General features: G+C 61.4%; 25 protein-coding genes. 7 read left to right on the forward strand and 18 right to left on the reverse strand.

Going from position 1 to position 22,560, the window contains the following annotated elements; translation table 11 throughout:
• Window positions 1-459: flagellin N-terminal helical domain-containing protein (locus ACTJKE_RS16600; protein ID WP_440661287.1), on the reverse strand; the 459-nt coding region annotated here is incomplete at its 3' end.
• A gap of 373 nt (window positions 460-832) precedes the next feature.
• Between ACTJKE_RS16600 and ACTJKE_RS16605 the strand changes: the two genes are divergently transcribed.
• Complete coding sequence (locus tag ACTJKE_RS16605; protein ID WP_058323541.1) at window positions 833-2,776, forward strand: O-linked N-acetylglucosamine transferase, SPINDLY family protein; 1,944 nt, start codon at window positions 833-835, stop codon at window positions 2,774-2,776.
• 99 nt (window positions 2,777-2,875) lie between these two features.
• Here the strand turns inward: ACTJKE_RS16605 and fliP are convergent, their stop codons facing one another.
• The 14 genes from fliP to ACTJKE_RS16675 form a co-directional block, all read right to left on the reverse strand.
• Window positions 2,876-3,613: a flagellar type III secretion system pore protein FliP gene (gene fliP, locus ACTJKE_RS16610; RefSeq protein WP_057248216.1), complete on the reverse strand. Its 738-nt coding sequence runs from the start codon at window positions 3,611-3,613 to the stop codon at window positions 2,876-2,878.
• Between the two features lie 8 nt (window positions 3,614-3,621).
• A complete protein-coding gene (locus ACTJKE_RS16615) occupies window positions 3,622-4,119 on the reverse strand; it encodes a flagellar basal body-associated FliL family protein (protein WP_057248215.1) in 498 nt (165 codons plus the stop codon).
• 18 nt (window positions 4,120-4,137) lie between these two features.
• Window positions 4,138-4,848, reverse strand: coding sequence for a flagellar basal body L-ring protein FlgH (flgH, locus tag ACTJKE_RS16620; RefSeq protein WP_057248214.1), 711 nt, complete (start codon window positions 4,846-4,848; stop codon window positions 4,138-4,140).
• Window positions 4,845-5,372, reverse strand: coding sequence for a MotE family protein (locus ACTJKE_RS16625; RefSeq protein ID WP_373419912.1), 528 nt, complete (start codon window positions 5,370-5,372; stop codon window positions 4,845-4,847). Before ACTJKE_RS16625 ends, flgH begins: the two co-directional genes overlap by 4 nt.
• A gap of 8 nt (window positions 5,373-5,380) precedes the next feature.
• On the reverse strand, window positions 5,381-6,496 hold the full coding sequence (locus ACTJKE_RS16630) for a flagellar basal body P-ring protein FlgI (protein WP_058323543.1): 1,116 nt from the start codon (window positions 6,494-6,496) through the stop codon (window positions 5,381-5,383).
• Window positions 6,493-7,005 carry a flagellar basal body P-ring formation chaperone FlgA gene (gene flgA / locus ACTJKE_RS16635; protein ID WP_082615704.1) on the reverse strand — a complete coding sequence of 171 codons (513 nt, stop codon included), beginning with the start codon at window positions 7,003-7,005 and terminating at the stop codon, window positions 6,493-6,495. Before flgA ends, ACTJKE_RS16630 begins: the two co-directional genes overlap by 4 nt.
• A gap of 17 nt (window positions 7,006-7,022) precedes the next feature.
• Window positions 7,023-7,811, reverse strand: a complete 789-nt coding sequence (gene flgG, locus ACTJKE_RS16640; protein WP_057248211.1) for a flagellar basal-body rod protein FlgG — start codon at window positions 7,809-7,811, stop codon at window positions 7,023-7,025.
• Window positions 7,812-7,822: 11 nt separating this feature from the next.
• Window positions 7,823-8,164: a flagellar hook-basal body complex protein FliE gene (locus ACTJKE_RS16645; RefSeq protein ID WP_058328705.1), complete on the reverse strand. Its 342-nt coding sequence runs from the start codon at window positions 8,162-8,164 to the stop codon at window positions 7,823-7,825.
• Window positions 8,164-8,583, reverse strand: coding sequence for a flagellar basal body rod protein FlgC (gene flgC / locus ACTJKE_RS16650; protein ID WP_057248209.1), 420 nt, complete (start codon window positions 8,581-8,583; stop codon window positions 8,164-8,166). The genes ACTJKE_RS16645 and flgC overlap by 1 nt, the downstream gene beginning before the upstream one ends.
• A 5-nt stretch (window positions 8,584-8,588) precedes the next feature.
• Window positions 8,589-8,969 (reverse strand): flagellar basal body rod protein FlgB, encoded by a 381-nt coding sequence (flgB, locus tag ACTJKE_RS16655; protein WP_057248268.1) that lies wholly within the window; start codon window positions 8,967-8,969, stop codon window positions 8,589-8,591.
• Window positions 8,970-9,135: 166 nt separating this feature from the next.
• Window positions 9,136-9,693, reverse strand: a complete 558-nt coding sequence (locus ACTJKE_RS16660; protein ID WP_058328706.1) for a hypothetical protein — start codon at window positions 9,691-9,693, stop codon at window positions 9,136-9,138.
• A complete protein-coding gene (gene fliI / locus ACTJKE_RS16665; RefSeq protein ID WP_058323545.1) occupies window positions 9,693-11,084 on the reverse strand; it encodes a flagellar protein export ATPase FliI in 1,392 nt (463 codons plus the stop codon). The genes ACTJKE_RS16660 and fliI overlap by 1 nt, the downstream gene beginning before the upstream one ends.
• A gap of 18 nt (window positions 11,085-11,102) precedes the next feature.
• Entirely contained in the window at window positions 11,103-11,828 is a 726-nt protein-coding gene (flgF, locus tag ACTJKE_RS16670) for a flagellar basal-body rod protein FlgF (protein WP_057248206.1), read from the reverse strand.
• A gap of 2 nt (window positions 11,829-11,830) precedes the next feature.
• Window positions 11,831-12,610 carry a DUF1217 domain-containing protein gene (locus ACTJKE_RS16675; protein ID WP_058323700.1) on the reverse strand — a complete coding sequence of 260 codons (780 nt, stop codon included), beginning with the start codon at window positions 12,608-12,610 and terminating at the stop codon, window positions 11,831-11,833.
• A gap of 184 nt (window positions 12,611-12,794) precedes the next feature.
• Here ACTJKE_RS16675 and motA point away from each other — a divergent pair, with 184 nt between their 5' ends.
• From motA to ACTJKE_RS16705, 6 genes are all read left to right on the forward strand, one after another.
• The gene (motA, locus tag ACTJKE_RS16680) at window positions 12,795-13,673 is read left to right on the forward strand and encodes a flagellar motor stator protein MotA (protein ID WP_057248205.1); all 879 of its coding nucleotides are present in this window, start codon (window positions 12,795-12,797) and stop codon (window positions 13,671-13,673) included.
• A gap of 4 nt (window positions 13,674-13,677) precedes the next feature.
• Window positions 13,678-14,622, forward strand: a complete 945-nt coding sequence (locus ACTJKE_RS16685; RefSeq protein WP_058328707.1) for a FliM/FliN family flagellar motor switch protein — start codon at window positions 13,678-13,680, stop codon at window positions 14,620-14,622.
• Window positions 14,623-14,646: 24 nt separating this feature from the next.
• Window positions 14,647-15,306, forward strand: a complete 660-nt coding sequence (gene fliN, locus ACTJKE_RS16690; protein WP_082663651.1) for a flagellar motor switch protein FliN — start codon at window positions 14,647-14,649, stop codon at window positions 15,304-15,306.
• 29 nt (window positions 15,307-15,335) lie between these two features.
• Window positions 15,336-16,367 (forward strand): flagellar motor switch protein FliG, encoded by a 1,032-nt coding sequence (fliG, locus tag ACTJKE_RS16695; protein ID WP_057248202.1) that lies wholly within the window; start codon window positions 15,336-15,338, stop codon window positions 16,365-16,367.
• 272 nt (window positions 16,368-16,639) lie between these two features.
• Window positions 16,640-17,716, forward strand: coding sequence for a flagellar biosynthesis protein FlhB (gene flhB, locus ACTJKE_RS16700; RefSeq protein ID WP_058323548.1), 1,077 nt, complete (start codon window positions 16,640-16,642; stop codon window positions 17,714-17,716).
• A gap of 5 nt (window positions 17,717-17,721) precedes the next feature.
• Window positions 17,722-18,162, forward strand: coding sequence for a hypothetical protein (locus ACTJKE_RS16705; protein ID WP_058323549.1), 441 nt, complete (start codon window positions 17,722-17,724; stop codon window positions 18,160-18,162).
• Window positions 18,163-18,218: 56 nt separating this feature from the next.
• Here the strand turns inward: ACTJKE_RS16705 and visR are convergent, their stop codons facing one another.
• The 3 genes from visR to fliF form a co-directional block, all read right to left on the reverse strand.
• On the reverse strand, window positions 18,219-18,959 hold the full coding sequence (gene visR / locus ACTJKE_RS16710) for a transcriptional regulator VisR (RefSeq protein ID WP_058328709.1): 741 nt from the start codon (window positions 18,957-18,959) through the stop codon (window positions 18,219-18,221).
• 12 nt (window positions 18,960-18,971) lie between these two features.
• On the reverse strand, window positions 18,972-19,712 hold the full coding sequence (gene visN / locus ACTJKE_RS16715; RefSeq protein ID WP_058328710.1) for a transcriptional regulator VisN: 741 nt from the start codon (window positions 19,710-19,712) through the stop codon (window positions 18,972-18,974).
• An 827-nt stretch (window positions 19,713-20,539) separates the two neighbouring features.
• On the reverse strand, window positions 20,540-22,210 hold the full coding sequence (gene fliF / locus ACTJKE_RS16720; RefSeq protein WP_058328711.1) for a flagellar basal-body MS-ring/collar protein FliF: 1,671 nt from the start codon (window positions 22,208-22,210) through the stop codon (window positions 20,540-20,542).
• Window positions 22,211-22,560 lie beyond the last annotated feature (350 nt).

Raw genomic sequence — 22,560 nt, forward strand, 5'->3', positions numbered from 1 at the left:
GCGGTTGAACGAACCGACGATCGACTTGGTGGCAGCCGTGTTGTTGGCGTCGTTGTAGACCCAGTTTTCGCCGGAGAACGAAGCCGACTTCGCGATGCTCACGAGCTGGTTCTGCAGCTCCTTGACTTCCTTCTGGATCTTGCTCTTGTCAACACCCGGCTCGCTGGCGGCAACCAGCTTCTTCTTGATCTCGTCGACGACGTTCTTGGAGTTTTCCATGGCCGTGTAGGCAACGTCGGTCTTGGCAGCGCCGAGGCCGAGTGCGTCCTGAACGGTCGAGAGCGCCTTGTTGTCCGAACGCATGGTGGTCGCGATCGACCAGTAAGCGGCGTTGTCGGCAGCGGAACCGACGCGCAGGCCCGACGAGATGCGGTCCTGGGTGGTTTCCATATCCGAATTGATCGAACGCAGGGTAGCGAGAGCGCCCATTGCGGCGGAATTGGTCATGATGCTCGTCATTAGAGTGTCCCTTTATTACTTAAGACGATTGGGGGACATACCGGACTGTTTACACTACCGGTGATGATGGATCGGCTTCATGCCTCTCGGTTCCAACGACTTTCTCGGAAGAAACCAAACCCGTCATGTGAGGCCGAATATCGAGCCCAATGCTTGCGAATTCCTTAAATGCCGAAGCGGCCTCAACGAGAGATAATTTATACTTAACAACGCCTTAAGTGGACGGTCCGGGTCGCCAAACGCGCCGTTCGAATGGCCCCTTGCGAGACAGGACCAGGCTTTGATCGGGGTTGACGCGTCATGCCTGAGGCAAGCTCCCATTACTACGATGGCCACGAGACCTGCTTTGCGACATCGAGGTGCCAAGCCTTTGATGCCGGCAGCCCAGACGACGGAGCTATCAGTGAACGCCCAAGCCATTTTCTCGACCGCTTCCCGGCAATATCAGAAAGGCCAGTACACGGACGCGCTCGACCAGCTAAACATCCTGATGAATATCAATCGGGATACGAAGACCTTTGTGCTGCTCGCCAAGGTTCTGCTGAAGCTCGGCTTCAAGCCCGAGGCAGCACGCGCCTACCAGCTCGCTGGAGAGGCCGGCGGTTCGCGGTCGCAGGACTATCTGACCGAGGCGATGAAACTCTATTTCGTCAATGGACACGAGGACGAAGCTCTGGCCATCGGCCTCCCGCTGCTGGAGAAAGCCAAGACGGATCCGGAGATCGCATTCATCATTGCTTCGATCTTCCTCAAGCGCGACCAGAAGGAAATCCTCGGCCTGTTCAAGGCACCGCTGTCGACCAGCGCCAATCGCCATCATCAATCGCTGGCATTCAAACTTTTGACAGCCGATGTCAACGATGCGCTAGACCGTGAGGCCGTCGCAAATCTCTTCAAGACGCACCCCAAGAACACGACATTGCGCTCCGCCTATCTCGTCTATGCCCGCGAGGCAAACGACTTTGCCGAAGTCGAGAAACACAGCCGCGACATCGACCGAGCGCTGAGGCTCGGCGAGGCGGATATCCTCGCCGCCGAGGCGCCCTATTACCATATCACCTGGTGCGGCGACGAACGGCTGAACCGGATTGCCGGCGCGCAGCACCGTCCCTTCCCTGCCGGACTGACGGAAGCCCGCCGCGCCATGCCACATGCCTGGAACGACCGCATCCGTATCGGCTATGTCTCTTCCGACTTCTGGCACGACCACGCGACCATGAAGCTGCTCGCAGCCGTGCTCACGGCGCACGATCGCTCGCGTTTCGATATCACTCTCTTCTGCCACACATCGCCCAACAACGTCGTGCGCGACGACGGGTCCCGCGAAAAGTGGGGCAAGATCGTTTCCATCAACGACCTTAGCGATGACCAAGCGGCGGAGGTCATCCGTTCCGAGAACATCGACATTCTTGTCGACCTCAAAGGACACACGCTCGAGAGCCGGGTGAACATCTTCAACCGGCAGACCGCTCCGGTTCAGGTGAGCTGGCTCGGCTTTCCCGGGACGACGGTCAATGTGGACCTCGACTACATCATCGGCGACCCCCATGTCCTGCCGGATGGCAGCGAACCGCACTACTACGAGAAATACTGCCGGCTTCCCGACACCTATCAGCCGAACGACCCTCTCAACCGCCCGCTGCCGCAGCCATTGTCGCGTCGCCAGCTCGGCCTTCCCGAGGAAGTATTCGTCTTCGCGTCGTTCAACGCCAACCGCAAGATCTCGTTGCAGACGATCAACCTGTGGATCGAGATCCTTCAGCAGACCCCGGACAGCGTGCTCTGGCTGATGTGCAGCCGCCCGGATGCGCGAGCGAACATCATCGCAAAGTTCAAGAGTGCCGGCCTCGACACCAAGCGCATCATCGTCTGCCCCAAGGTCCTCTATCAAGACCACATCAGCCGTATCCCGGTCGCCGACATCGGCCTCGACACCTATCCCTATAACGGCCACACGACGACCTCGGAACAGCTCTGGGCCGGCCTTCCGGTGCTGACCTTCAAAGGCACCAACTTCGCCTCACGCGTGAGTGAGAGCCTGCTCAACGCCATTGGCGTGCCGGAACTCGTAGCCGCCGGGCCGGAGGACTATGTTCGCGAGGCGGTCGCGCTCTACAACAACCGAGACAGGATCGCCGACTATCGAAAGACCCTCGAGGAGAACCGGTTCCGCATGCCGTTGTTCGATGCCGAACGCTTCTGCCGCCACCTGGAACAGGGCTACGAAATGATGGCTGACCGCGCGAAGAGAGGTCTGGTACCGGATCACATCGACGTTCCGGCGCTACCGGCGCGGACTGGTTCGTTCGAACGCTAAGCGATCCGACCCTCGACCCCGAACGACGAAAGGCAGCGCCGAGGCGCTGCCTTTTTTGTTTGCGCCTTTCGAAGCGCCCAAACCTTTAATGACAGGTATCTAGCTGAAGGAGCGCACCAGGCTGCCGACGAGCAGATTCCATCCGTCGATCAGCACGAAGAACAGGATCTTGAAGGGCAGCGAGATCGCCGTCGGCGGCAGCATCATCATGCCCATGGCCATGGTGATGGTGGCAACGATCAGGTCGATCACCAAGAATGGCAGCATGATCAAGAAGCCGATTTCGAAGCCGCGGCGAATTTCGGAGATCATGAAGGCCGGCACGACAGCGCGCAGATCCACCTTGTCGTCCACGACCACCGTCTGGCCCTTTTCCTTGGCGATATCGATGAAGAGCTGCAGGTCCTTGTCGCGGGTGTTGGCGAGCATGAATTCGCGGAACGGCTCGCTGATCCGCGGGATCGCCTCGGCCTCGGTGATCTGGTTCTTCATGAGCGGATCGATGCCGTCGCGCCATGCGCGATCGAAGGTCGGCCCCATGACATAGAAGGTCATGAATAGGGCCAGCGACACCATGATCATGTTCGACGGCGTGGTCGCCAGGCCCATGCCGGTGCGCAGGATCGCAAAGGCGATCACGAAGCGCGGAAAGCTGGTGACCATGATCAGGATGCCCGGGGCCACCGACAGAACGGTCAGAAGACCGAAAGTGCGGATGATCCACGAGGCGGCCGACCCGTCGATAGGTGTATTCAGGATATCAGAGGGAAAACTCTGGGCGCCGGCAATACCGGACATCGCCATCATGGCGACTATGAAGGCGACAAGCCGGACCATTTATCGAATCATTGGATGACGAAGGTTCTGAACATCACATTGGTTACGCGCCCATCGGAGCGCAGGTCAACCCGCTCTTGAATGTCATCCCGGAGATATTGAAAGCCGCGCGGCCCCTGGATCTGCTGCAGCGAGACCGTCTTCAGATAGGCGGCGATATCCTGGTGGATCTGTTCCGCCAGTTTGGGATCGGGCGCGCCGTCGAACTGCAGCGCCACCTCGAGCCGTATCCAGTTCTCCGAAGGATAGGCAAGGTTGGTGGTGATCGGCTCCAGCTGGACGACACCGTTCGCTTCGGTCGCGACCTTCGGCAGGCCCTCTTCGCCCGTGGCGTTGGCGGCCGGTTCCTTGGTCGCCTCGACCTGCTCCTTCGGCGGAGGCGGCGCGAGCAGGCCGCCGACCAGCCAGCCGCCGCCGCCGGCAACGAGCGTCAGCACGGCGACGATCGCGATGGTCATCACCTTTGACGGCGACTTCGGCGCGGTGGCGGTATCCAATTCTTCCATCTTGCCGTTCCCTGCCGATCAGATCGGCGAAAATAGGTCCATGAACTGCTGGCCGTAGGGCGGCTGCTGCACCTCGGTCAAGCGACCGCGGCCGCCATAGGAGATGCGTGCCTCGGCGATGCGGTCGTAGTTGATGACGTTCTCGGCATCGACATCCCGCGGCCGCACGATGCCGGCAACGTTGAGGATGCGCAGTTCGTGATTGACGCGCACTTCCTGCGAACCGCTGATCAAGAGGTTGCCGTTTTCGAGAACTCCGGTCACGACTGCGGCGACGAGCACCCTCAGCTTTTCCGAACGCTCGGTCGTGCCGTCACCCTCGGTCTTGGTATTCGACCCATATTTCAGGTCGCCCTCCCAGCCGAAATCGCTGGCCTCCGACTTGCCGTTGGCACCGACGTTGAAGCCACTGCTGTTCTTGCGGCTGCGATCCGTCTTGTTGTCGAAGGTGGCGCCTTCGTTGATCTTGATATCGACCGTCAGGATGTCGCCGACATTGATCGCGCGCGCGTCCTTGAACAGGGCGGCCTGCTGGTCGTTCCAGAGCGAGTAGCCACTTACCACCTGGCGCGGCTGCTTCGGATACATGGCAAGCTGCGGCGTCTGGGAATATTGCAGACCGCTGCCGATCGGGCTCATCGAAGGCGCCCGACCAATCTCGTTGAACGCCTGGTTCTGACACCCGGCAAGGAGACCCGCCGTCAGCACGGCCGTTAGACGCATTTTCATGATGGTTCCTTCGAGGTGTTCGGGTCGCTGGCGCTCGAGATGATATTGGTAAGGATCGCCGCCCTTTCGTCCGTCATTTCGCTGAGGATCAGAGACGACTGTCGCGGCGGCAGCTGCATGACGATCGCAGCGGCGATCTCCGGATTGACCATTTCCAGCTTGCCGGCAGCCGCATCCGGCTTCATCGTCTTGTAGATGTCGACAAGACCGAGCTGGGCCTGTTTCAAAAAGTCGTTGCGGCGTTTCAGCCAGTCCTCGTATTCGTCGCGTCGCTTCTCCAGCGTGGCGATGCGTTCATCGATGCTTGCCTGCAAGGTCTCGAGGTCCTTGCGCTGCAGCACGTAGCGCTGGTCGCGGGCGGCGTCGGCAATATTCGTGCAGAACTGTTGGATCTCATTCTGCGTCGCGTCGGTTGCCGGAGGCGCGGTAACGTCCTGCGCGAAGGCGCCGGGCATCGTCAGCATCGAAGCGGCGGCCGCGCCGACAAGCAACAGATTGCGGACCTTGCCGAAAGATGGGTTCATGTTCGCCGTCATTGCAGCACTAGCTCCGCTTGAAGGGCCCCGGCCGTTTTGATGCTTTGCAGGATGGCGATGATGCCGTCCGGCTTGACACCGATGTTGTTAAGGCCGGCGACGAGCGAGCGAAGGCTCGATCCGTTGAGGATCGCCACCGTGCCGCCATCGGACTGCGCGTTGATGGTGGTGTTCGGTTCCACCTCCGTTCGTCCACGCGAGAATGGCAGCGGCTGAACCACCGTCGGCGTCTCGCTGACCTCGACGGTCAGGGTGCCGTAGCTCACCGCCACCTCGTTGATGCGAACGTCCTGGCCAATCACGATCGTGCCGGTGCGTTCGTTGATGACGACGCGGGCCGGGACGTCCGTCTCGATCACGATGTTCTCGATATCGGCCATCAGCCGAGCGAGATCGGCCATCTTCGGCTTTTCGACGAGCACGGATTGAGAATCGCGTGCCTCGGCAATGCGACCGCCATATTGCTGGGCGGCATATTTGTTGATCGCCGCAGCCATGCCGACAGCCGTCGAGAAGTCCGGGTTGCGCAGTTGCAGAACGAGGTTGAAGCCATCCTTGAACTTGGACGGCAGCTCGCGCTCGATGATTGCGCCATTGGGCACGCGCCCGGCCGTCGTCACACCCTGGTTGAGGGTTGCCGCATCGCCCTGCGCGGCAAAGCCCGTCACGACGACGGACCCTTGCGCGACTGCATAGATCTGGCCGTCCGCGCCGGAGAGCGAGGTCATCACCAGGGTGCCGCCGCGAAGCGAGGTGGAGTCGCCGAGCGAACCGACGGTCACATCGACGCGGCTGCCGGGGCTTGCGAACGGCGGCAGCGTCGCCGTCACCAGAACGGCCGCAACGTTGCGCGTGCGGGAATCGCCGCCCTGGGTGGAGATGCCGAGGTTCTGCAGCATCGCCCGGACCGACTGGTCGGTGAAGGGCGAGGCACGCAGGCTGTCGCCGGTTCCCTGAAGGCCGACGACGAGGCCATAGCCGATGAGCTGGTTGTCGCGTCCCGCCTGGAGCGAGGCGACGTCCTTGATCCTGGACGCGCCGAAAGCCGGCGTCAGCGCCGTCGAGATCGCGACGGCCAGCGTCAGGAACCATTTGCAGGCAAGCATTTTCATTTCGCCACCACATGGACAGTGCCGTCGGCCATTACCGTTCCGGAAACGATGATGCCGGTATCGATGTTGCGCGCCCGGATCAGTTCGCCGACGGCGGCATCCTGGAGCGGTGATCCGGCGGCGCTGATGGTCAGGCCGCCATTGCTGAAGACGAGGCGCACGGTGGAGCCGCGCTCGACGGCATACTGCTCGCGCAGCGCGTTCGCGAGGATCACCCGACCGGGCAGAAGCGTGCGCTTGGTGACCTTGCCGTCGATTTCGTTGAGCGTCCTGATGTAGCCGTCCGCAAGATCGGGGTTGGTAACGTCGACAACCTCGACGCGGCTGCGGTCGATCGTTTCGCCCGGATAGATCGTCCGCGTCGGGATCACCGCGGTCGGCCGCTCCGCGAGGCTCGCCGAAGGCAACAGGAAAGTGGCGGCAAGCAAGGCGCCAGCCGCCAGACGAAGCGCCTTGGATGCGCTGTCGCCCTTCGATACCTTGATGTCTGCGGATCGGCGAAACATCATGTTTGCCCCCTCTTTCGTTACCTGAGGTTCTTGCTCACCGTGGCCGCCATTTCATCGGCCGCCTGGATGATCTTGGAGTTCATCTCGTAGGCGCGCTGGGCCGAGATCAGGTCGGTGATTTCCTTGACCGGATCGACGTTGGACGCCTCGAGATACTTCTGCTTGATCTGCGCGAAGCCCGGGTCGGCCGGTGTGCCGACGATCGCGTCGCCGGAAGCCGGGGTCTGCTTGAAGAGGTTGTCACCCTGCGGCTCGAGACCGGCCTCGTTGACGAAGTTGGCGATCGTCAGCTGACCGATTTCCTGCATCGCGGGATCGTTGCCGATGCGCACCATCACCTGGCCGGAGCTGGTGAAGGCGATTTCCGTCGCATCCTGCGGAACCGTGATGCCGGGGACGACCGTGTAACCGTCGATGGTCACGAGCTGGCCCTGGGCATTCTTGTTGAAGGCGCCCGAGCGCGTATAAACCGTCTCGCCATCCGGCGTTTCGACCTGGAACCAGCCGCGGCCCATCAGCGCCAGGTCATAGTCGTTGCCGGTGTTGACCATGCTGCCCTGGATATGCAGGTTGCGCACGGCAGCCGTCTGGACGCCGAGACCGATGATCGCGCCTTCCGGTACGATGGCCTGGTTGGAGCGGTTCGGCACGCCCTGGGCGCGCTCAGTCTGATAAAGCAGATCGGAGAATTCTGCGCGGGCGCGCTTGTAACCGGTCGTGTTGATGTTCGCGATGTTGTTCGCGATCACTTCGAGGTTCAGCTGCTGGGCGTTCATGCCGGTTGCGGCAATGGAAAGGGCCTTCATGTCTCGTTCCTTCAGATCTGCATGCGCGCGATTTCGAGGTAGGCGGTGACCACCTTGTCGCGGATGGCGAGTGCTGTCTGGAGCGACTGTTCGGCGTTCATGACAGCATCGACAACTTCACGGGTGTTTGCCTGACCGCGGATGCCGTCGAGCGATGCGCCCTCGGCCTTTTTCATCGCGTTGATTGTGTCGGTCGTCATATCCCCGAGGACCGAGGCGAAGCTTTGCCCCTGCGGCACGCCCGGTGTGGCGGCCGGCATGCCGAAGATCGACGACGAGGAAGATGTGGAACGGGTGCCGTCGGTCTCTTTGGTGACCGAGAACGCGCCGAGGGATTTGACTGCATCGATCATTATTGCGAGGCTCTCAACAGGTCGATTGTCTGGGAAATCAGATCGCGGGACTGCTTGATGGTCTGAAGGTTGGCCTCGTAAGCGCGGTTGGCTTCGCGCATGTCGGCCATCTCAACCAGGATGTTCACGTTCGGCATCTTGACCATGCCCTTCTCGTCGGCCGCCGGATTGCCCGGATCGAACTCGATGTTGTAGTCCGAATCATCCGTGCCCTGCCGTTCGATCTCGACAAGCGAGGCGCCGCTTGCCCGGTCGACTTCGGCGGCAAAGCTGATGGTCTTGCGGCGGTAGGGTTCCGAACCCGGCGTGTCGCCGGTCGAGCGGGCGTTGGCGATGTTTTCCGAGACGATACGCAGACGGGTCGATTCCGCCTGGAGGCCGGAGGCCGATACCTTGAGGGCTGAGGTCAATGGATCCATGATTCTTACTTCCGTACCGTCATCAGCATCATGCGGTGAAACGCCTTCACAAGCCCGGCGCTGAGCTCGTAGTCGCGCTTGATCTCGCCGGTCTTCATCATTTCCTGCTCGATCGCGACGCTGTTGCCGGACTGCTGGATCTGCACACCGTCGACCATGCCGACTTCGGCCACCTGCGAGGCCTCGAGGCCCTCGGTAAAATGCGCCTTGTGGGTCGCCGCCATCTGCATGCCGGTATCCTGCAGCACGCTTTCGAACGGCTTGACGTCCTTCGCCTTGTAATGCGGCGTGTTCGCATTGGCGATGTTGCCGGCCACCACGTTCTGGCGAACGGTCAGCCACTGGGCCTGCCGGGACGCGAGTTCGAAAAGCTGAATCGGTTGCATCAAAAGCTCCATGCTTGGTGATGCGAACCTAGGCCGGTAATCTTGCGTGGGACTTTCGTCGGAGGTCGCTGGGGTTCGGACGCTTGCATTCCGCTGCGGGCGAACAGCAGCGCGCCGCGCATCCGAAGAGATACGCGACCATCAACTCTGACGATGGGCTGCTAAATCAGTTTGCCTGGTAGACTTCGCCTGTCGAGGTGATCATCACCCAGTGGCCGTCGCGCTGCTCGAGCGTGGCAAGCCGGGTGTTGTCAGGCAGGACGGAGCCGATGCGCACGATATACATGCCGCTCGCATCCTCGATCAGCGCCCGGCCATTGGCGACATGCATCAGCTTGTAGCCGGACTTTCCCGGAAAGGGCTGCGACAGCCCCTCTTCCGCAGCCGACCCTTCGGGACCCGGACCGCCGGCGATGCCGGGCACGGTCGCCGTCGTCAGCTGGTCGATCGCCGCCATGGTCTCGCCGTCCGCGTCGGGCATCGCCAGCGGCGAAACCGAGACGACGTTGCGGGCGGCGCGCTCCGGCAGATCGCGGGTGGAACCCTGCCAGAGCGGCGGCATGGTGAACTTGTCCTGGTGGAAGAAGGCGTACCAGGGAAAGAAAGTCGCAAACGCGGCAAGCGCGACGCCAGTCGCGGCCAGGAACTTGTCGGTCATCGGCATGCGGCTGCTTCGCTTGCGCTGATGAACCATTTCGTCCGCATCGTAATCGGTCACCGCCATCACCTCGCTCTCGCGCCCGGTTGATTGCCCATCGCCGCCGCCTTCAATGCATTGGCGAGATCGGCAAAGGCGTCCTGCGCCGGGCGCTCACCGGCGGTCTGCGTCAGCACGTCGTAGATAACCGGCACCTGCTTGATCGCCATGTCGAGGTCGGGATCGCCACCGGGGCGGTAACCGCCGATCAGGCGAAGATCGCGGGTTTCCTCGAAACGGTGGATCAGCGCCTTCAACCGCGACACCAGCTTTTCCTGGTCGGGAGTCCAGGCCTTGCGCGCCAGGCGCGAGATGGAGGCGAGCGGATTGATCGGCGGATAGCGCCCCTCTTCCGCAAGACTGCGTTCGAGCACGATGTGACCGTCGAGGATGCCACGCGTCGAATCGGCGACCGGGTCGTTGTGGTTGTCACCGTCGACAAGGATGGAGATGATCGCCGTGATCGTGCCTGAGCCTTCGGTACCGGGACCGGCGCGCTCCAGCAGCCGCGGCAGCTCGGTGAAAACGGAGGCCGGGTAACCGCGGGCAATCGGCGGCTCGCCGGAAGCCGTCGCCACTTCGCGGATCGCGTGTGCGAAACGGGTGACGCTGTCGACGATCAGCAGCACGTTGTCGCCATTGTCGCGATAGTGCTCGGCGATAGTGACGGCGGTCAATGGCGCCATCTTGCGCAGCATCGGGCTTTCGTCGCTGGTTGCCACTACCGCGACCGACTTTGCGAGATTGTCGCCAAGCGTATCCTCGATGAATTCGCGCACTTCGCGGCCGCGCTCACCGACGAGCGCGATCACCACCTTGTCGAAGGCGTCTGCGCGCGCCAGCATGGAGAGCAGCGTCGACTTGCCGACGCCGGAGCCGGCGAAGATGCCGAGACGCTGGCCGAGGCAGAGGGGCGAAAAGATGTCGATCGCCCTGACCCCGGTGAGAAAGCCCTTCTCGACCCGCTTGCGGCTCATCGACGGCGGCGCGGTGTTGGAGATCGAGCGGCGCACATCGCCCTGCAGCAGCGGCCCGAGACCATCGATCGGCTCGCCGAGCGCATTGATGGCGCGGCCGCACCATTGATCGGTCGGCGCGACGCGGAAGGCACCTTTGCGGATCACGGTGTCATGGATGCCGATCGGATCGCCGGGTTCGATCGGGCAGACGACCACCCGCTCCGGTTCGACCCGCACGACTTCGCCGAGATGGGTTCCGGTGACGCTCTTGTGGGCGACGAAATCACCGAGCCGCACATGCCGCGAAAGGCCGGTCACCGTGTAGTGACCGGGCGAAATCGTCTGCACGTGTCCGCCCGGAGCGATCGAGAATTCGGGCTTTGCGTAGCGCTCGACCAGACCGGCAAGTGCTGCCAGAGAGGTCGATCCCGCGCTTGTCTTCAGGCCTTCGCGTTGCATGCCGGTACCCGTCAGAAATTAGCGACTGCCGCCGAGCGTCTTGACCGCTTCTTCGAGCGATCCCTCGCTGTCACGCAACAGGCCAGTGATGTTGTCGAAGGCGCGCGTGACCATGATCAGCTGCGACATTTCCTGGATGGCATTGACGTTGGATTCCTCGACGAAGCCCTGCATCACGCCGACATCGAAGCGATCGACCACCGGCTCGGCCTGTGCCGTCGGCTGAACAGCACTGTTGTCGAGGCGCATGAAACCCTTGCTGAAATCTGCCTCATAGAGACCGAGCGAGGCGACAGCCACGCCGTTCTGATGGATCGCACCATCGGCGCCGACGGTGATCTCGCCGCCGCTGCCGTTGAGCTGGATCGGCGCTCCGCCGGCGTCGAGCACCGGATAGCCACGGATAGTGACGAGTTCGCCGGTATCGGTGAGCGTGAAACGCCCGTCGCGCGTCAGCGCCGGGCCGGATGGCGTCTCGATCTGGAACCAGGCATCGCCCTTGATCGCAAAGTCGAGAGCCGAGCCCGTGCGCGACAGCGAGCCGTTGTTGGTGTTCAGGAATTCCTCGCCCTTGCTGACATAGGCAACCTTGGTCGGCTTGGTGTCGCCGAGCATCTGATTGAACTTCACCTCGGTGCCACGGAAACCGACGGTGCCGGAGTTCGCGATATTGTCGGCAAGTGTGTTGAGGCGCTTCTCGAGCGCCATCTGCGACGAAATCGCGACGTAAAGACCGGTTTGCACGTTCAATTTCCCCCGAGTTTCAGGCTGTTGATGGACAGGAGAAGATCGGAAGAAATGCCGTAGCCGCTCGAAGAGCCGAAGACTGCGAGCGGATCATAACCGTCCGTTGAATTTTTGGTTTCCCAGAGCGCCGTGAACCGGTCGAGAAACTCGGTCACCTTGCCCGGGTTCTGGAAATCCTTGAAATCGATCGCCGCTTCATAGACCTCGGCCTGACGATCGACATTGGTTGCCGCGAATTCGTCGGGCAATTGCAACGCGGTGCGCACCACCTGGGCGAGCGCCTCGTCGGCGATGATGGCGTAGCCACTGCTGATCGTCGGCGCCATGCGCGAAAAATAGAGGGCAAGCCGCACGCCGGCATTTTCCTCACCGGCGTTCTGCTCCAGTGTCTGGCGAGCATATTTGTCGGCGACGCCCTTCTGGGCACGGTCGAAGGATGTGGCGGCCGCACCGTGGGCGGCGAAGTTCAGCGATTCGACGAGCTGCTTGTAGCGGTTGTCGGTCAGCTTGTTGGCAAAGGCGTCGTCCTTGTCGATGCCTTCGGTCAGCACCTTGCGCATGAAAGCCTTGGCATAGGCCATGTCTTCGAGACCGTGAGCCTTCATCGCGTAGTTGTAGAGCCTGGTATCGGCAAAGAAATCGTCGATCGTTTTGACGTCGCCGATCTTCGACAGGTAGTACTCCGTCTCGCGCGCCACATCCGGCTGCTCGGCAACGCGGGCCAGCGACTTCGTCAAGTCGGCCGTTATCAGCTTGTAGCTCGTGTAGGTCGTGGTCACGATCGGTTCGCCCCTGCCGGAATGACACAGACAGAGCATGCGCCCTGCCTTGACAAATCCTGACCGGATAGCCTTGCGCGAACCTGTTCCGATGAATGACCCCCATCGCCCGCGCCGGCCAGCCTCACGCAAGGATGAAACCGTATCCCGTTAGCGGAAAATAGGATCGCGACAGGTATCGAAAATGAACATCATCATCGGGCTTCTTGTGACGTTCGGCTGTATTCTCGGCGGCTATCTGGCCATGGGCGGCCACATGGAGGTCCTCAACCAGCCTTTCGAACTGCTGATCATCGGCGGCGCCGGCATCGGCGGCTTCATCATGGCCAACTCGATGAAGGTGGTTAAGGATACCGGCAAGGCGCTCGGCGAAGCCTTTCGCCACAAGGTGCCGAAGGAGCGCGAATATCTCGACACGCTCGGCGTTCTCTATTCGCTGATGCGGGATCTGCGCACCAAGTCGCGCAACGAGATCGAAAGCCACATCGACAACCCGGAAGAATCCTCGATCTTCCAGGCAGCGCCGACGGTTCTGAAGAACAAGGAACTGACCGCCTTCATCTGCGATTACGTACGTCTGATCATCATCGGCAACGCCCGATCGCACGAGATCGAAGCGCTGATGGACGAAGAAATCCAGACCATCACCCACGACAAGATGAAGTGCTATCACGCGCTGAACACGATGGGCGACGCCTTCCCGGCGATCGGTATCGTCGCGGCGGTTCTCGGCGTCATCAAGGCGATGGGCGCGATCAGCGAGGCGCCGGAAGTTCTCGGTGCCAAGATCGCAGCCGCACTCGTCGGCACGCTGCTTGGCGTGTTCCTGTCCTATTCGATCGTCGCGCCGCTGGTCGCCAACATCAAATCGGTGCGCGAGAAGCAGAACCGCCTCTACATCATCGTCAAGCAAACGCTGCTTGCCTACATGAACGGCTCGGTACCGCAGGTCGCTCTCGAATACGGCCGCAAGACCATCTCGGCCTATGAGCGTCCGTCGATCGACGCGGTCGAGCAGGAAATGATGAACCCCGGCGGCGGCGGCGAAAGCAAGGCGGCTTGATCCCATGAATTCCGCAACATCCAACGTTCACGCATTCGACCGGAAACTCCTGGCGCGCATGACCGGCGCGCTCGGCGACGACAGGGTGATCGGCCGGCTGGCACTCGAACTCGGCCAGGTCTTCAGTGAGTTCCTGCCCGACATCTGCCGGGCGGAAACGGGTCTTGACGTCACGATCGGCTATGCCGGTTTCCGGACGGGGCTGCGGCGGGAGCTGATCGCCGGCCTAGGTACCGGCGTGGTGATCAGTGACGTGTCCTTGCGCAACTGGTGCGCGGATTTCCAGATCGGCTGCGACAGCCCGATCATCATCACTCTCGTCGAGGCGCTGCTCGGCGCCGAGCCGACCGGGATAGAAGAGCCGCAGCCGCGTGCGCTCTCCCAGATCGAGATCGACGTCGCCGTGCCGCTTTTCGAAAAGATCGCCGACGTGTTGCGCACCGCTGTCAACGCGCCGGGCGGGTTCGAAGCGATCGTCGAACGTCCGCTCAACAGCGCATCGCGCCCCAAGCCCGATCCCATGATCGAGGACATTCATGCGGGCGCCATCGACATGACGATCGGCTTCGGCCCGGTCATGTCCACCTTCTCCGTCATCGTACCCCAGAGCGTGCTCCTGAAGACCGCTATCGTCTTCCCCAAGGGCAGCGGCCAGCAGCGCAAGGCGAAGGCCGAATGGACCGAGCAGCTCGAAGAACAGGTACGCCGCTCTGCCGTCACGATCGAGGCGCGCATCCGGCTCGAAAGCCTGACGCTCGAAACGATCAGCCGGCTGCAGGCGGGCGACGTCATTCCCTTCCACGACGCCCAGGACGTTCGCGTCGACGTCAACGCCAATGGCCGCGACCTTTATGTCTGCGAATTCGGACGATCGGGATCAAAATACACGGTTCGGGTCAAGGATACCCACGGCTCCGAGCAGGATATCCTTCGCCACATCATGAGTTAAATCGGCCTGCCGCGCGCTCGCAGCATGCCTGAGGCAAGCTTCAACTGGAATAGTTCTCACATGGCACCCAAGAAAGCACCCATCAACGAACAGGCAGAAGCCGCTGTCGGAGACATGGAACTCGACCAGGCGATCAATGACCTGCGCGGTGTCCTCAAGCAGGATTCGGATGCGCCGGCAGCCTTCGGCTCGGATTTCGGCAGCGAACCCGCTGGCGCCGCAACCGACTTCGGTAGCGAATTCGGCGCACCGGCCGGCGGCCTCGACGCGTTCGGCGGCGATTTCGGCTCCAACGACTTCGGCTCCAACGACTTCGGCGCCGACCTCGGCGGCGGTTCCGTTTCGAGCGATTTCGGCGGCACCGATTTCGGCGCGACGTCCTTCGACAGCGCTGAAGCTGCGATCGACGCGCCGCCCGGCAGCGGCATGACGGCCAACCTCGACCTGATCATGGATATCCCGATCGACGTCCAGATCGTGCTCGGCACAAGCCGCATGCAGGTGTCCGGTCTCATGAACTTGAGCGAAGGTGCAACGATCGCGCTCGATCGCCGGATTGGCGAGCCAGTCGAGATCATGGTCAACGGCCGGGTGATCGGCCGCGGCGAAATTACCGTTCTCGAAGGCGACGACACCCGATTCGGCGTCAAACTCATCGAGATCAAGGGCAGCAAGAAGTCATAAAACCCGATGATCGGGCGAAGGATGAATCCATGATGGATTTCGAAAGTTTCGAGGCTCAGGCGCTATCAAGGCCGCTGAGTCAGACGGACAAGGCGGCGGCCGTCCTGCTTGCCATGGGCAAGGGCGTCGCAAGCAAGCTCTTGAAGTTCTTCACCCAGAGCGAGTTGCAGTCGATCATCGCCGCGGCGCAGTCGCTGCGCGCCATTCCGCCGCATGAGCTGGAAGCGCTCGTCAACGAGTTCGAAGACCTCTTCACCGAGGGCGCCGGGCTGATGGACAATGCCAAGGCGATTGAAAGCATCCTCGAAGAAGGCCTGACCCCAGACGAGGTCGACGGCCTGCTCGGCCGCCGCGCCACTTTCCAGTCCTACGAGGCCAGCATCTGGGATCGCCTGCAGGAATGCGACCCGGTCGCCGTATCGGTACAGCTTGCCAAGGAACATCCGCAGACGATCGCCTACGTTTTGTCGATGATGCCTTCGGGCTTCGGCGCCAAGGTGCTGCTGCAGCTTTCCGAAGAGCAGCGGCCGGACATCCTGAAGCGCGCCGTCAACATGAAGGACGTCAACGCGAAAGCCGCCGCGATCATCGAGAAGCGCGTCATGGAAATGATCGGCGAGATGGAAGCGGAACGCAATTCGGCCGGCCCGGCCAAGATCGCCGAGGTCATGAACGAACTCGACAAGCCGCAGGTGGACACCCTGCTCGCGTCGCTCGAATCGCTCAGCACCGCTTCCGCCAACAAGGTGCGCCCGAAGATCTTCCTCTTCGACGACGTGCTCTACATGCCGCAGCGCAGCCGCGTACAACTCTTCAACGACGTGTCGACGGACATCATCACGATGGCGCTGCGCGGATCGACGGGAGAACTGCGCGAATCGGTACTTGCCTCGATCGGCGCACGCCAGCGCCGCATGATCGAATCCGATCTCGCCATGGGCGATGCCGGCATCAACCCGCGCGACATCGCGATCGCACGGCGCTCGATCACCCAGGAAGCCATTCGCCTGGCGGCCAGCGGCCAGCTCGAGCTCAAGGACAAGGACGCGCAGGCGGCCTGATCGGGTAGGCGCGCCGCATGGGCCCGTCGAGCGGACGGCTGGCGCGCCCCTCCTCACCGTATTTCCTGTTGAGCCCTGGCGAATGCCGGGGCTCAACGCTTGCCTGCCCAGCCTTCCGGGTACACTACTGCATTTTCCTTGGATCGGCCTCGATTTGAGGAGCACGCAGCAGCTCGACGCGTTGCAACGACCTTTGCGCGTCTTAACAGACGCACGGCGCTGCAGAAAACGCGATCGACGCTGCCCAGATGTAACCGGAGCCTTCCTGCTTCATGTCTGATGATCAGGATAAAGACAGCAAAACAGAGGCCCCGTCAGAGAAGAAGATCTCCGACGCTGCCGAGAAGGGTAACGTGCCCTTCTCCCGCGAGGCGACGATGTTCGCCTCGACGCTCGCGATCTACATCTTCTTCGTCTTCTTCCTTGCCGACGGCGTCAGCACCATGGCCGAGGCCCTCAAGGACATCTTCGAGCAGCCGGAAGCCTGGCGGCTGGAAAATTCGACCGACGTGGTGGCGCTCATCACCCATCTCGCATGGAAATCGACCGCGCTGGTCGTTCCGGCCTTCGTGCTGCTCATCCTCTTCGGTGTCGGCTCCTCGATCTTCCAGAACCTGCCGCGGCCGGTTCTCGACCGCGTCCAGCCGAAGCTGAACCGCATTTCGCCGATGGGCGGGCTCAAGCGCATCTTCGGCGTGCAGGGACTGGTCGAGTTCGGCAAGTCGCTGTTCAAGATCATCATCGTCTCCGTCGTCGTCGTGCTGGTGCTGTGGAACAACTACTTCGCGACGCTCGACTTGATGTTTTCGGACCCGGTCACGATGTTTTCGACGATGGCGAACGATCTCAACGAGATCATGATCGTCATCCTGTTTGCGACCGCGGTTCTGGCGATCGCCGACCTCTTCTGGTCACGGCACCATTGGTACACCGAACTGATGATGACCAAGCAGGAAGTGAAGGAGGAAATGAAGCAGGCCCAGGGCGACCCGATCGTCAAGTCGCGCCTGCGTTCGATGCAGCGTGACCGGGCGCGCAAACGGATGATCTCGTCCGTACCGCGTGCCACGCTGGTGATCGCCAACCCGACTCACTACGCGGTCGCGTTGCGTTATGTCCGCGAGGAAAGCGACGCGCCCATCGTCGTGGCGATGGGCCAGGACCTGGTTGCCCTGAAAATCCGTGAAATTGCAGAGAAAAATGGCATCCCCGTCTTCGAGGATCCGCCACTTGCACGCTCCATGTTTGCACAAGTCTCGGTCGATAGTGTGATTCCACCCGTGTTTTACAAGGCTGTTGCCGAGCTCATTCACAGGGTGCATGCGTCGCAACCAAAACGGATGACATAACTCCGATGAAAAAGTGCGAATTCTCCGAGAAGCGGGAACAGATCGTAGCTGAAGCAATCCGCCCTGTGGCGACCGAACTGCGGCTCATCGACGCCGCCGATTTCATCGCCCTCTTGCGGTTCGAATCCTACGCCAGCCTCGCCGATCTCGTCGAATCCGCGGCAGAACTTTACTTTCTGCCCGGTACGGTCAACTTCGGTCTCGGCGGCAACTACAATCTCGATTGGGATTGCGAGCCGGAAATCGTTCTCGACCTGGAGCTTAAGCCCCGCGGTATCACCATCTATGTCCGCCTGTCCCTCGGCAACGAGACGGCCGGCATCGAGATCAGCCATATCAGCTTCCAGAACCCGTCGGCCGACCCGGACGAGAACACGGCCTTCCTGGCGCGGAGCCTGGCGGACGCAAAATTCATCAAATCCTACGAACTGCCGCTCGCAAGCTAAAAGAACCGCGCATGCGCGCACCTGTATTCTGCAGAAGGCGCCGGCGCTGAATGCGCTTAGCTGATGTAGCCAAGGCGGATCGCCTTGGCGATCGCCTGGATGCGGTTGACCGAATCGAGCTTGGTGGTCGCAGCGCCCAGATAGGCGTTGACCGTATGGACGGAGAGGCCCATGCGCTCGGCAATCTCTTCGCTGATATGGCCGTCGCCCGCCATCTGCAGGCAGGCGATCTCGCGGTCACTCAAGGTTTCGGCCGGCGCCATGCGCTTTTCATCGGCGGCCAGCAGGTCGGTCATGATCATGTAACTGCGACCATGCAGATCCACCACCTGTTCGGTCGAGGCATCGATGTAGCTGCCGGCGAAGATGACGTAGCCGTTGCCCTGGGCGCCGAGCCTGACAGGAAAGGCTATGCCCGAATAGGCAAGCTTGCGCACTTTCAACCGATACGCAAAGGGCGCGAGTTCCGAGACTTCCGCTGCCTGATGCTCCCCTGCCCCGTTCCAAAGCACCGGCAGCAGGGATTGATCGAGATGGGCAACCAGTTCCTCGCCATAGGCGGTGATGAGATCATGCGCGTTCGCTTCGGCCGTAAGGCTCCAGTTGTCGAGGACGCAGGTCAGCTTTCGGGCCGTGCCTTTACCGCTGAGGCGCAGCACGGCGAAATGCTTGGCATTGATCTGCCGCTGCATCGCTTGCAGACGCGTGACCAGGGTTGCGGCACGTGCGGCGCGGTTGCCCTGCCGGGCGAGCTTGTGGTCGTCGTCGAACCGCCCACCACCGAGAAAATGCGTCATCGCGCCCGTTCCTCACACAAGATTGTTGCGCACCGCGTAAGCTATCGCTTCCGATCGCGTCCTGGTCGCGGTCTTGCGCATGACGCTGGTGATGTAGTTGTTGATGGTGTTGCGCGAAATTCCGAGGATCACCGCGATCTCTTCGCTGGTTTTGCCCTCGGCGATCCAGAAGAGGCATTCGAGCTCGCGCTCCGTCAACTCGAAGTCTCGATCGTGCCGGACTTCGGCGCGCGTCGTGAAGCTTGCGAGGTAACCCGCAAGCAGCGTGACGTCCCGCAGGCTCTCCTGCGACAGGATCACGTCTTCCGGCATGAGCAGCATCAGCGAGAAGCGCAGCCGTCCGACGTTGAAGGTGACCGCACAATATTCGCGGCTGATGCCGCGCGGCAGGCCGATGTCATCGGGCAGCGCGTAGAAGCACGGCTGCAGCACCGCCAGGCATTTTTCAAGCTCGGTCGTCTTGGCGTGGAGCGACGTGACGACGCCGGAGAGGCGCCGCACCACGTCGAAGGGCCAATCGGAACAGACCACGAAGTCGAGCCCGTTGTCCTGCGAGATGTCATAGCGCGCCAGAAGATAGTGGCTCGCGCCGACATATTCGGTCAGCGCCGACAGACCGCTGCCAAGACCGCCCCGACCGGCGACTTCCCCCAGCCTTCGCAAAAGTTGTTCGCGCGAGAAACCGCCGCCGCGTGCACGTGCCGGTGCCGTCGGCAAAGGCCAGACAGCAATGTCTGCTTGCGAAATGTCCATGAGTTCAGCCCCCGTGCCGGATTCACATCCCGGAACTGCACTTGCACTGTCGCCGCCAACAGCCGGCCGAAGCCGAATATTACCACCAGTCGCAGATCAGGACGCGAATCAACTGTTAAAAATGTACATCGGCACGAGAAAAATACCACCGCCCTGTTCTGGCTATTTACTTCACACCCTGTGCATAGACCGATTCGGCCCAGACAGGCCTCGCCTGTTCTGCCCAATGACGTTCATCGCCTATGCCAAGGCACAACACATTGATAGACAATGCATTTCTACTTGAAAACCTGCCGTTCCCGCGCGTCAGCCGCGATCCTGGACAGCGCTATTGGCGTGGTTTTGCCCAACAAACGGGCGCTTATTGCCGAAATTCGAAAATTAGAACCTGAAGAAATTATACTTTGTTTTCACAGCTGTGGCTGAAATGCATCAGGAGTTTTTCGGGCTCTTCTCATTTTACCGATATATAAATTGTAAAATTTTCAGAATAAATCTGAGTGCATGCGAAGTTATATTTCAGTTTGACTATGTATAGCTGGAATCCGGTATAGTAGATGACCGCACCGAATGCACGCCATGCGCGCGCGACGAATCTATAAATTAAGATATCGTTAAAATATTACCATTCTCGGCTCCCACAGGACTCAGCGGCCTCACTTCGAAACTTGAAGCAAATTTGCGGCAGTGGCGGCGGACGCGCCCGGACTCTCACAATATTTGGCCCGAACATAGACGACGCCGCCTGACATGCGGGAGCGACGCCACAAACACAAATCCCGCCACAAGGGCGGGATCTGTTTGATTGCGGCAGGGCTGCGGCGATATCAGGCGGCCTTGTCGAGGGCCCATTTGCGCAGGATTTTCGCCGCGCGTTCTTCGCTGATCTCGACCATCCGGGCCAGGCGCCTTTCCGGGCCTTCCTTGACACGGCGGTTGAAGCCACCGTCTTCGCCCATATTGAGCAGGTCGTCGGTGCTGTCGAAGCCGAAGTCCGACCCGAAGCCCTCCATGAGCGCCCCGCCGGCACCGGCACTGGCCGGAGAGAAGTCGGGCAGTTCGAGACCGGCGGCTTCGCCTTCCAGCTGGCCGGCAGTGCTGCCGAACCCGAGCTGACGGGCGAGCGGCCGCATGCCCCAGACGACCAGAGCGGCCACCACGATAAAGGCAAGGGCATTGATGATGCCGCCGAGATTGCGGGTCAGGGTTTCCATCACGCCGGGGCCGGCGACGGCCTGGTCGAGCAATTGCGTTTCGACGAAGTCCATGGCGGTCAGGGTCACGACGTCGCCGCGGTTCGTATCGAGGCCGGCAGCGGAAGCGACGATCTTCTGCATGTCCTGAAGATAGGCGTCGATCTTCGCCTGGTCGGCCGGCTCGCCGACCATCGCGGCCAGTCGGCCACGGTTGACGACGACCGCAATGGAGAGGCGTTCGATCGTGTAGCTGTTCTTGACGGTAGCAATCGTCTTGCTGTTGATCTCGTAGTTGGTCTGCTCTTCCTTTTTCTCGGCCTCGTCGCTCGACTTCGGGCCGGCGCCGCCGCTCGGGGCAGCCTGAGGAATGTTCTGCTGGACGGTCGCGGCATTGTCCGGCTGCTGCTGGCTGGACTTCTGCTCTTCCTTAGTCACGCGCGTGGAGCGCTCAACCCGCGATTCCGGATCGAAAACCGTTTCCTGGATCTGCTGCGTATCGGTGTTCAGCCGCGCGGTGACACTCGAACGGAAATTGTCCATTCCGAGGAAGGGCGCCAGCGCATTGTCGATCTTCTTCTCGAGCTCGGTCTGCACATTCTGGACGACGCCGAGCGACTGGTTGAGAGCGCTGTTGGCCGGATCGTCGCCGGAGGCGAGCAACTGTCCGGTCGAATCAAGCACGGTCACGTCATCGACGTCGAGCCCCGGTACGGAAGAGGCGACGAGATGGCGGATCGAGGCAGCGGCGCTGCGGCCGACGGTGGCGCTGGCGCGGATCATGACCGAGGCTGTGGGGTTCTGGTCCGCCTTGCGGAAGCTGCCGCGTTCCGGCATCACGATGTGGACGCGGGCGGCGGCGATGCCGGAAATCTGCTGGATGGTACGGCCGATTTCGCCTTCGAGGGCACGCACCCGCGTCACTTCCTGCATGAAGGAGGTGAGGCCGAGCGAACCGACATTGTCGAAGAGTTCGTAACCGGCATTGGCACTGCTCGGCAGGCCACGCTCGGCGAGCAGGAGGCGCGCCTTGCTCGTCATGCCGACGGGAACCTGGAGGCTGGCGCCATCGGAGCCGACATTGAAATCGATATTGGCCTCAGCCAGCGCGATGCTGATCTGGGTGACATCGCTGCGTTCGAGCCCGACATAGAGCGTTTCGAACGAGGGTCTGTTGACGTAAATGCCCGCCCCGAGCACCAGGCCGACCGCGACCATGCCGGCTGCCGCCAGCGCGATCAGCTTGCCCTGCCCGAGATTGCTCAGGTTCTTCGTGACCGTCGAAAGTTGATCCAACAGACTCATTCTGTTTCCGCACCCAGTATCGCAGAGCTTTCAAGCCGGTCATCGGCCGAGCGCCCTGCGCAGTTCCAACATTCGGGTTTGCTGGGTATCGACATGCTTTGTATCGACTTCCAATGCGCGCGAATCTACCAGCCCCGATCGGGACCGTAGGAAACGAAACTTGCGCGAAATTGGCTTGATCGGCCCGGATCGCCGATCGAATGGACGCATCGGCAGAGTTATCCACTGACTGACAAGAGCCTGTGAAGGCGGATATCCGGGGTAAGCGGCATGAGCTGAGCGCTGGTCTGCACGCCGCAAGCCGCTGATTTTGCGGCGCTATTGCCAGATTCGCGCGTCGCACAGACTTC

Source organism: Ensifer sp. 22521 (assembly GCF_052044795.1).
Lineage (GTDB): Bacteria > Pseudomonadota > Alphaproteobacteria > Rhizobiales > Rhizobiaceae > Ensifer.

Bases quoted from the DNA above. Each gene is read 5' to 3' on its own strand.
- flgC (WP_057248209.1), bottom strand. From the start codon at position 8,583: ATGGATCCATTGACCTCAGCCCTCAAGGTATCGGCCTCCGGCCTCCAG.
- fliF (WP_058328711.1), bottom strand. From the start codon at position 22,210: ATGAGTCTGTTGGATCAACTTTCGACGGTCACGAAGAACCTGAGCAAT.
- flgG (WP_057248211.1), bottom strand. From the start codon at position 7,811: ATGAAGGCCCTTTCCATTGCCGCAACCGGCATGAACGCCCAGCAGCTG.
- flgB (WP_057248268.1), bottom strand. From the start codon at position 8,969: ATGCAACCGATTCAGCTTTTCGAACTCGCGTCCCGGCAGGCCCAGTGG.
- flgH (WP_057248214.1), bottom strand. From the start codon at position 4,848: ATGAAAATGCGTCTAACGGCCGTGCTGACGGCGGGTCTCCTTGCCGGG.
- flhB (WP_058323548.1), top strand. From the start codon at position 16,640: ATGTCTGATGATCAGGATAAAGACAGCAAAACAGAGGCCCCGTCAGAG.
- fliI (WP_058323545.1), bottom strand. From the start codon at position 11,084: ATGCAACGCGAAGGCCTGAAGACAAGCGCGGGATCGACCTCTCTGGCA.
- fliN (WP_082663651.1), top strand. From the start codon at position 14,647: ATGCCTGAGGCAAGCTTCAACTGGAATAGTTCTCACATGGCACCCAAG.
- ACTJKE_RS16685 (WP_058328707.1), top strand. From the start codon at position 13,678: ATGAATTCCGCAACATCCAACGTTCACGCATTCGACCGGAAACTCCTG.
- ACTJKE_RS16660 (WP_058328706.1), bottom strand. From the start codon at position 9,693: ATGGCGGTGACCGATTACGATGCGGACGAAATGGTTCATCAGCGCAAG.
- visR (WP_058328709.1), bottom strand. From the start codon at position 18,959: ATGACGCATTTTCTCGGTGGTGGGCGGTTCGACGACGACCACAAGCTC.
- ACTJKE_RS16630 (WP_058323543.1), bottom strand. From the start codon at position 6,496: ATGAAAATGCTTGCCTGCAAATGGTTCCTGACGCTGGCCGTCGCGATC.
- ACTJKE_RS16615 (WP_057248215.1), bottom strand. From the start codon at position 4,119: ATGGAAGAATTGGATACCGCCACCGCGCCGAAGTCGCCGTCAAAGGTG.
- visN (WP_058328710.1), bottom strand. From the start codon at position 19,712: ATGGACATTTCGCAAGCAGACATTGCTGTCTGGCCTTTGCCGACGGCA.
- motA (WP_057248205.1), top strand. From the start codon at position 12,795: ATGAACATCATCATCGGGCTTCTTGTGACGTTCGGCTGTATTCTCGGC.
- ACTJKE_RS16705 (WP_058323549.1), top strand. From the start codon at position 17,722: ATGAAAAAGTGCGAATTCTCCGAGAAGCGGGAACAGATCGTAGCTGAA.
- fliP (WP_057248216.1), bottom strand. From the start codon at position 3,613: ATGGTCCGGCTTGTCGCCTTCATAGTCGCCATGATGGCGATGTCCGGT.
- ACTJKE_RS16605 (WP_058323541.1), top strand. From the start codon at position 833: ATGCCGGCAGCCCAGACGACGGAGCTATCAGTGAACGCCCAAGCCATT.
- flgA (WP_082615704.1), bottom strand. From the start codon at position 7,005: ATGATGTTTCGCCGATCCGCAGACATCAAGGTATCGAAGGGCGACAGC.
- ACTJKE_RS16625 (WP_373419912.1), bottom strand. From the start codon at position 5,372: ATGAACCCATCTTTCGGCAAGGTCCGCAATCTGTTGCTTGTCGGCGCG.
- fliG (WP_057248202.1), top strand. From the start codon at position 15,336: ATGATGGATTTCGAAAGTTTCGAGGCTCAGGCGCTATCAAGGCCGCTG.
- ACTJKE_RS16645 (WP_058328705.1), bottom strand. From the start codon at position 8,164: ATGATCGATGCAGTCAAATCCCTCGGCGCGTTCTCGGTCACCAAAGAG.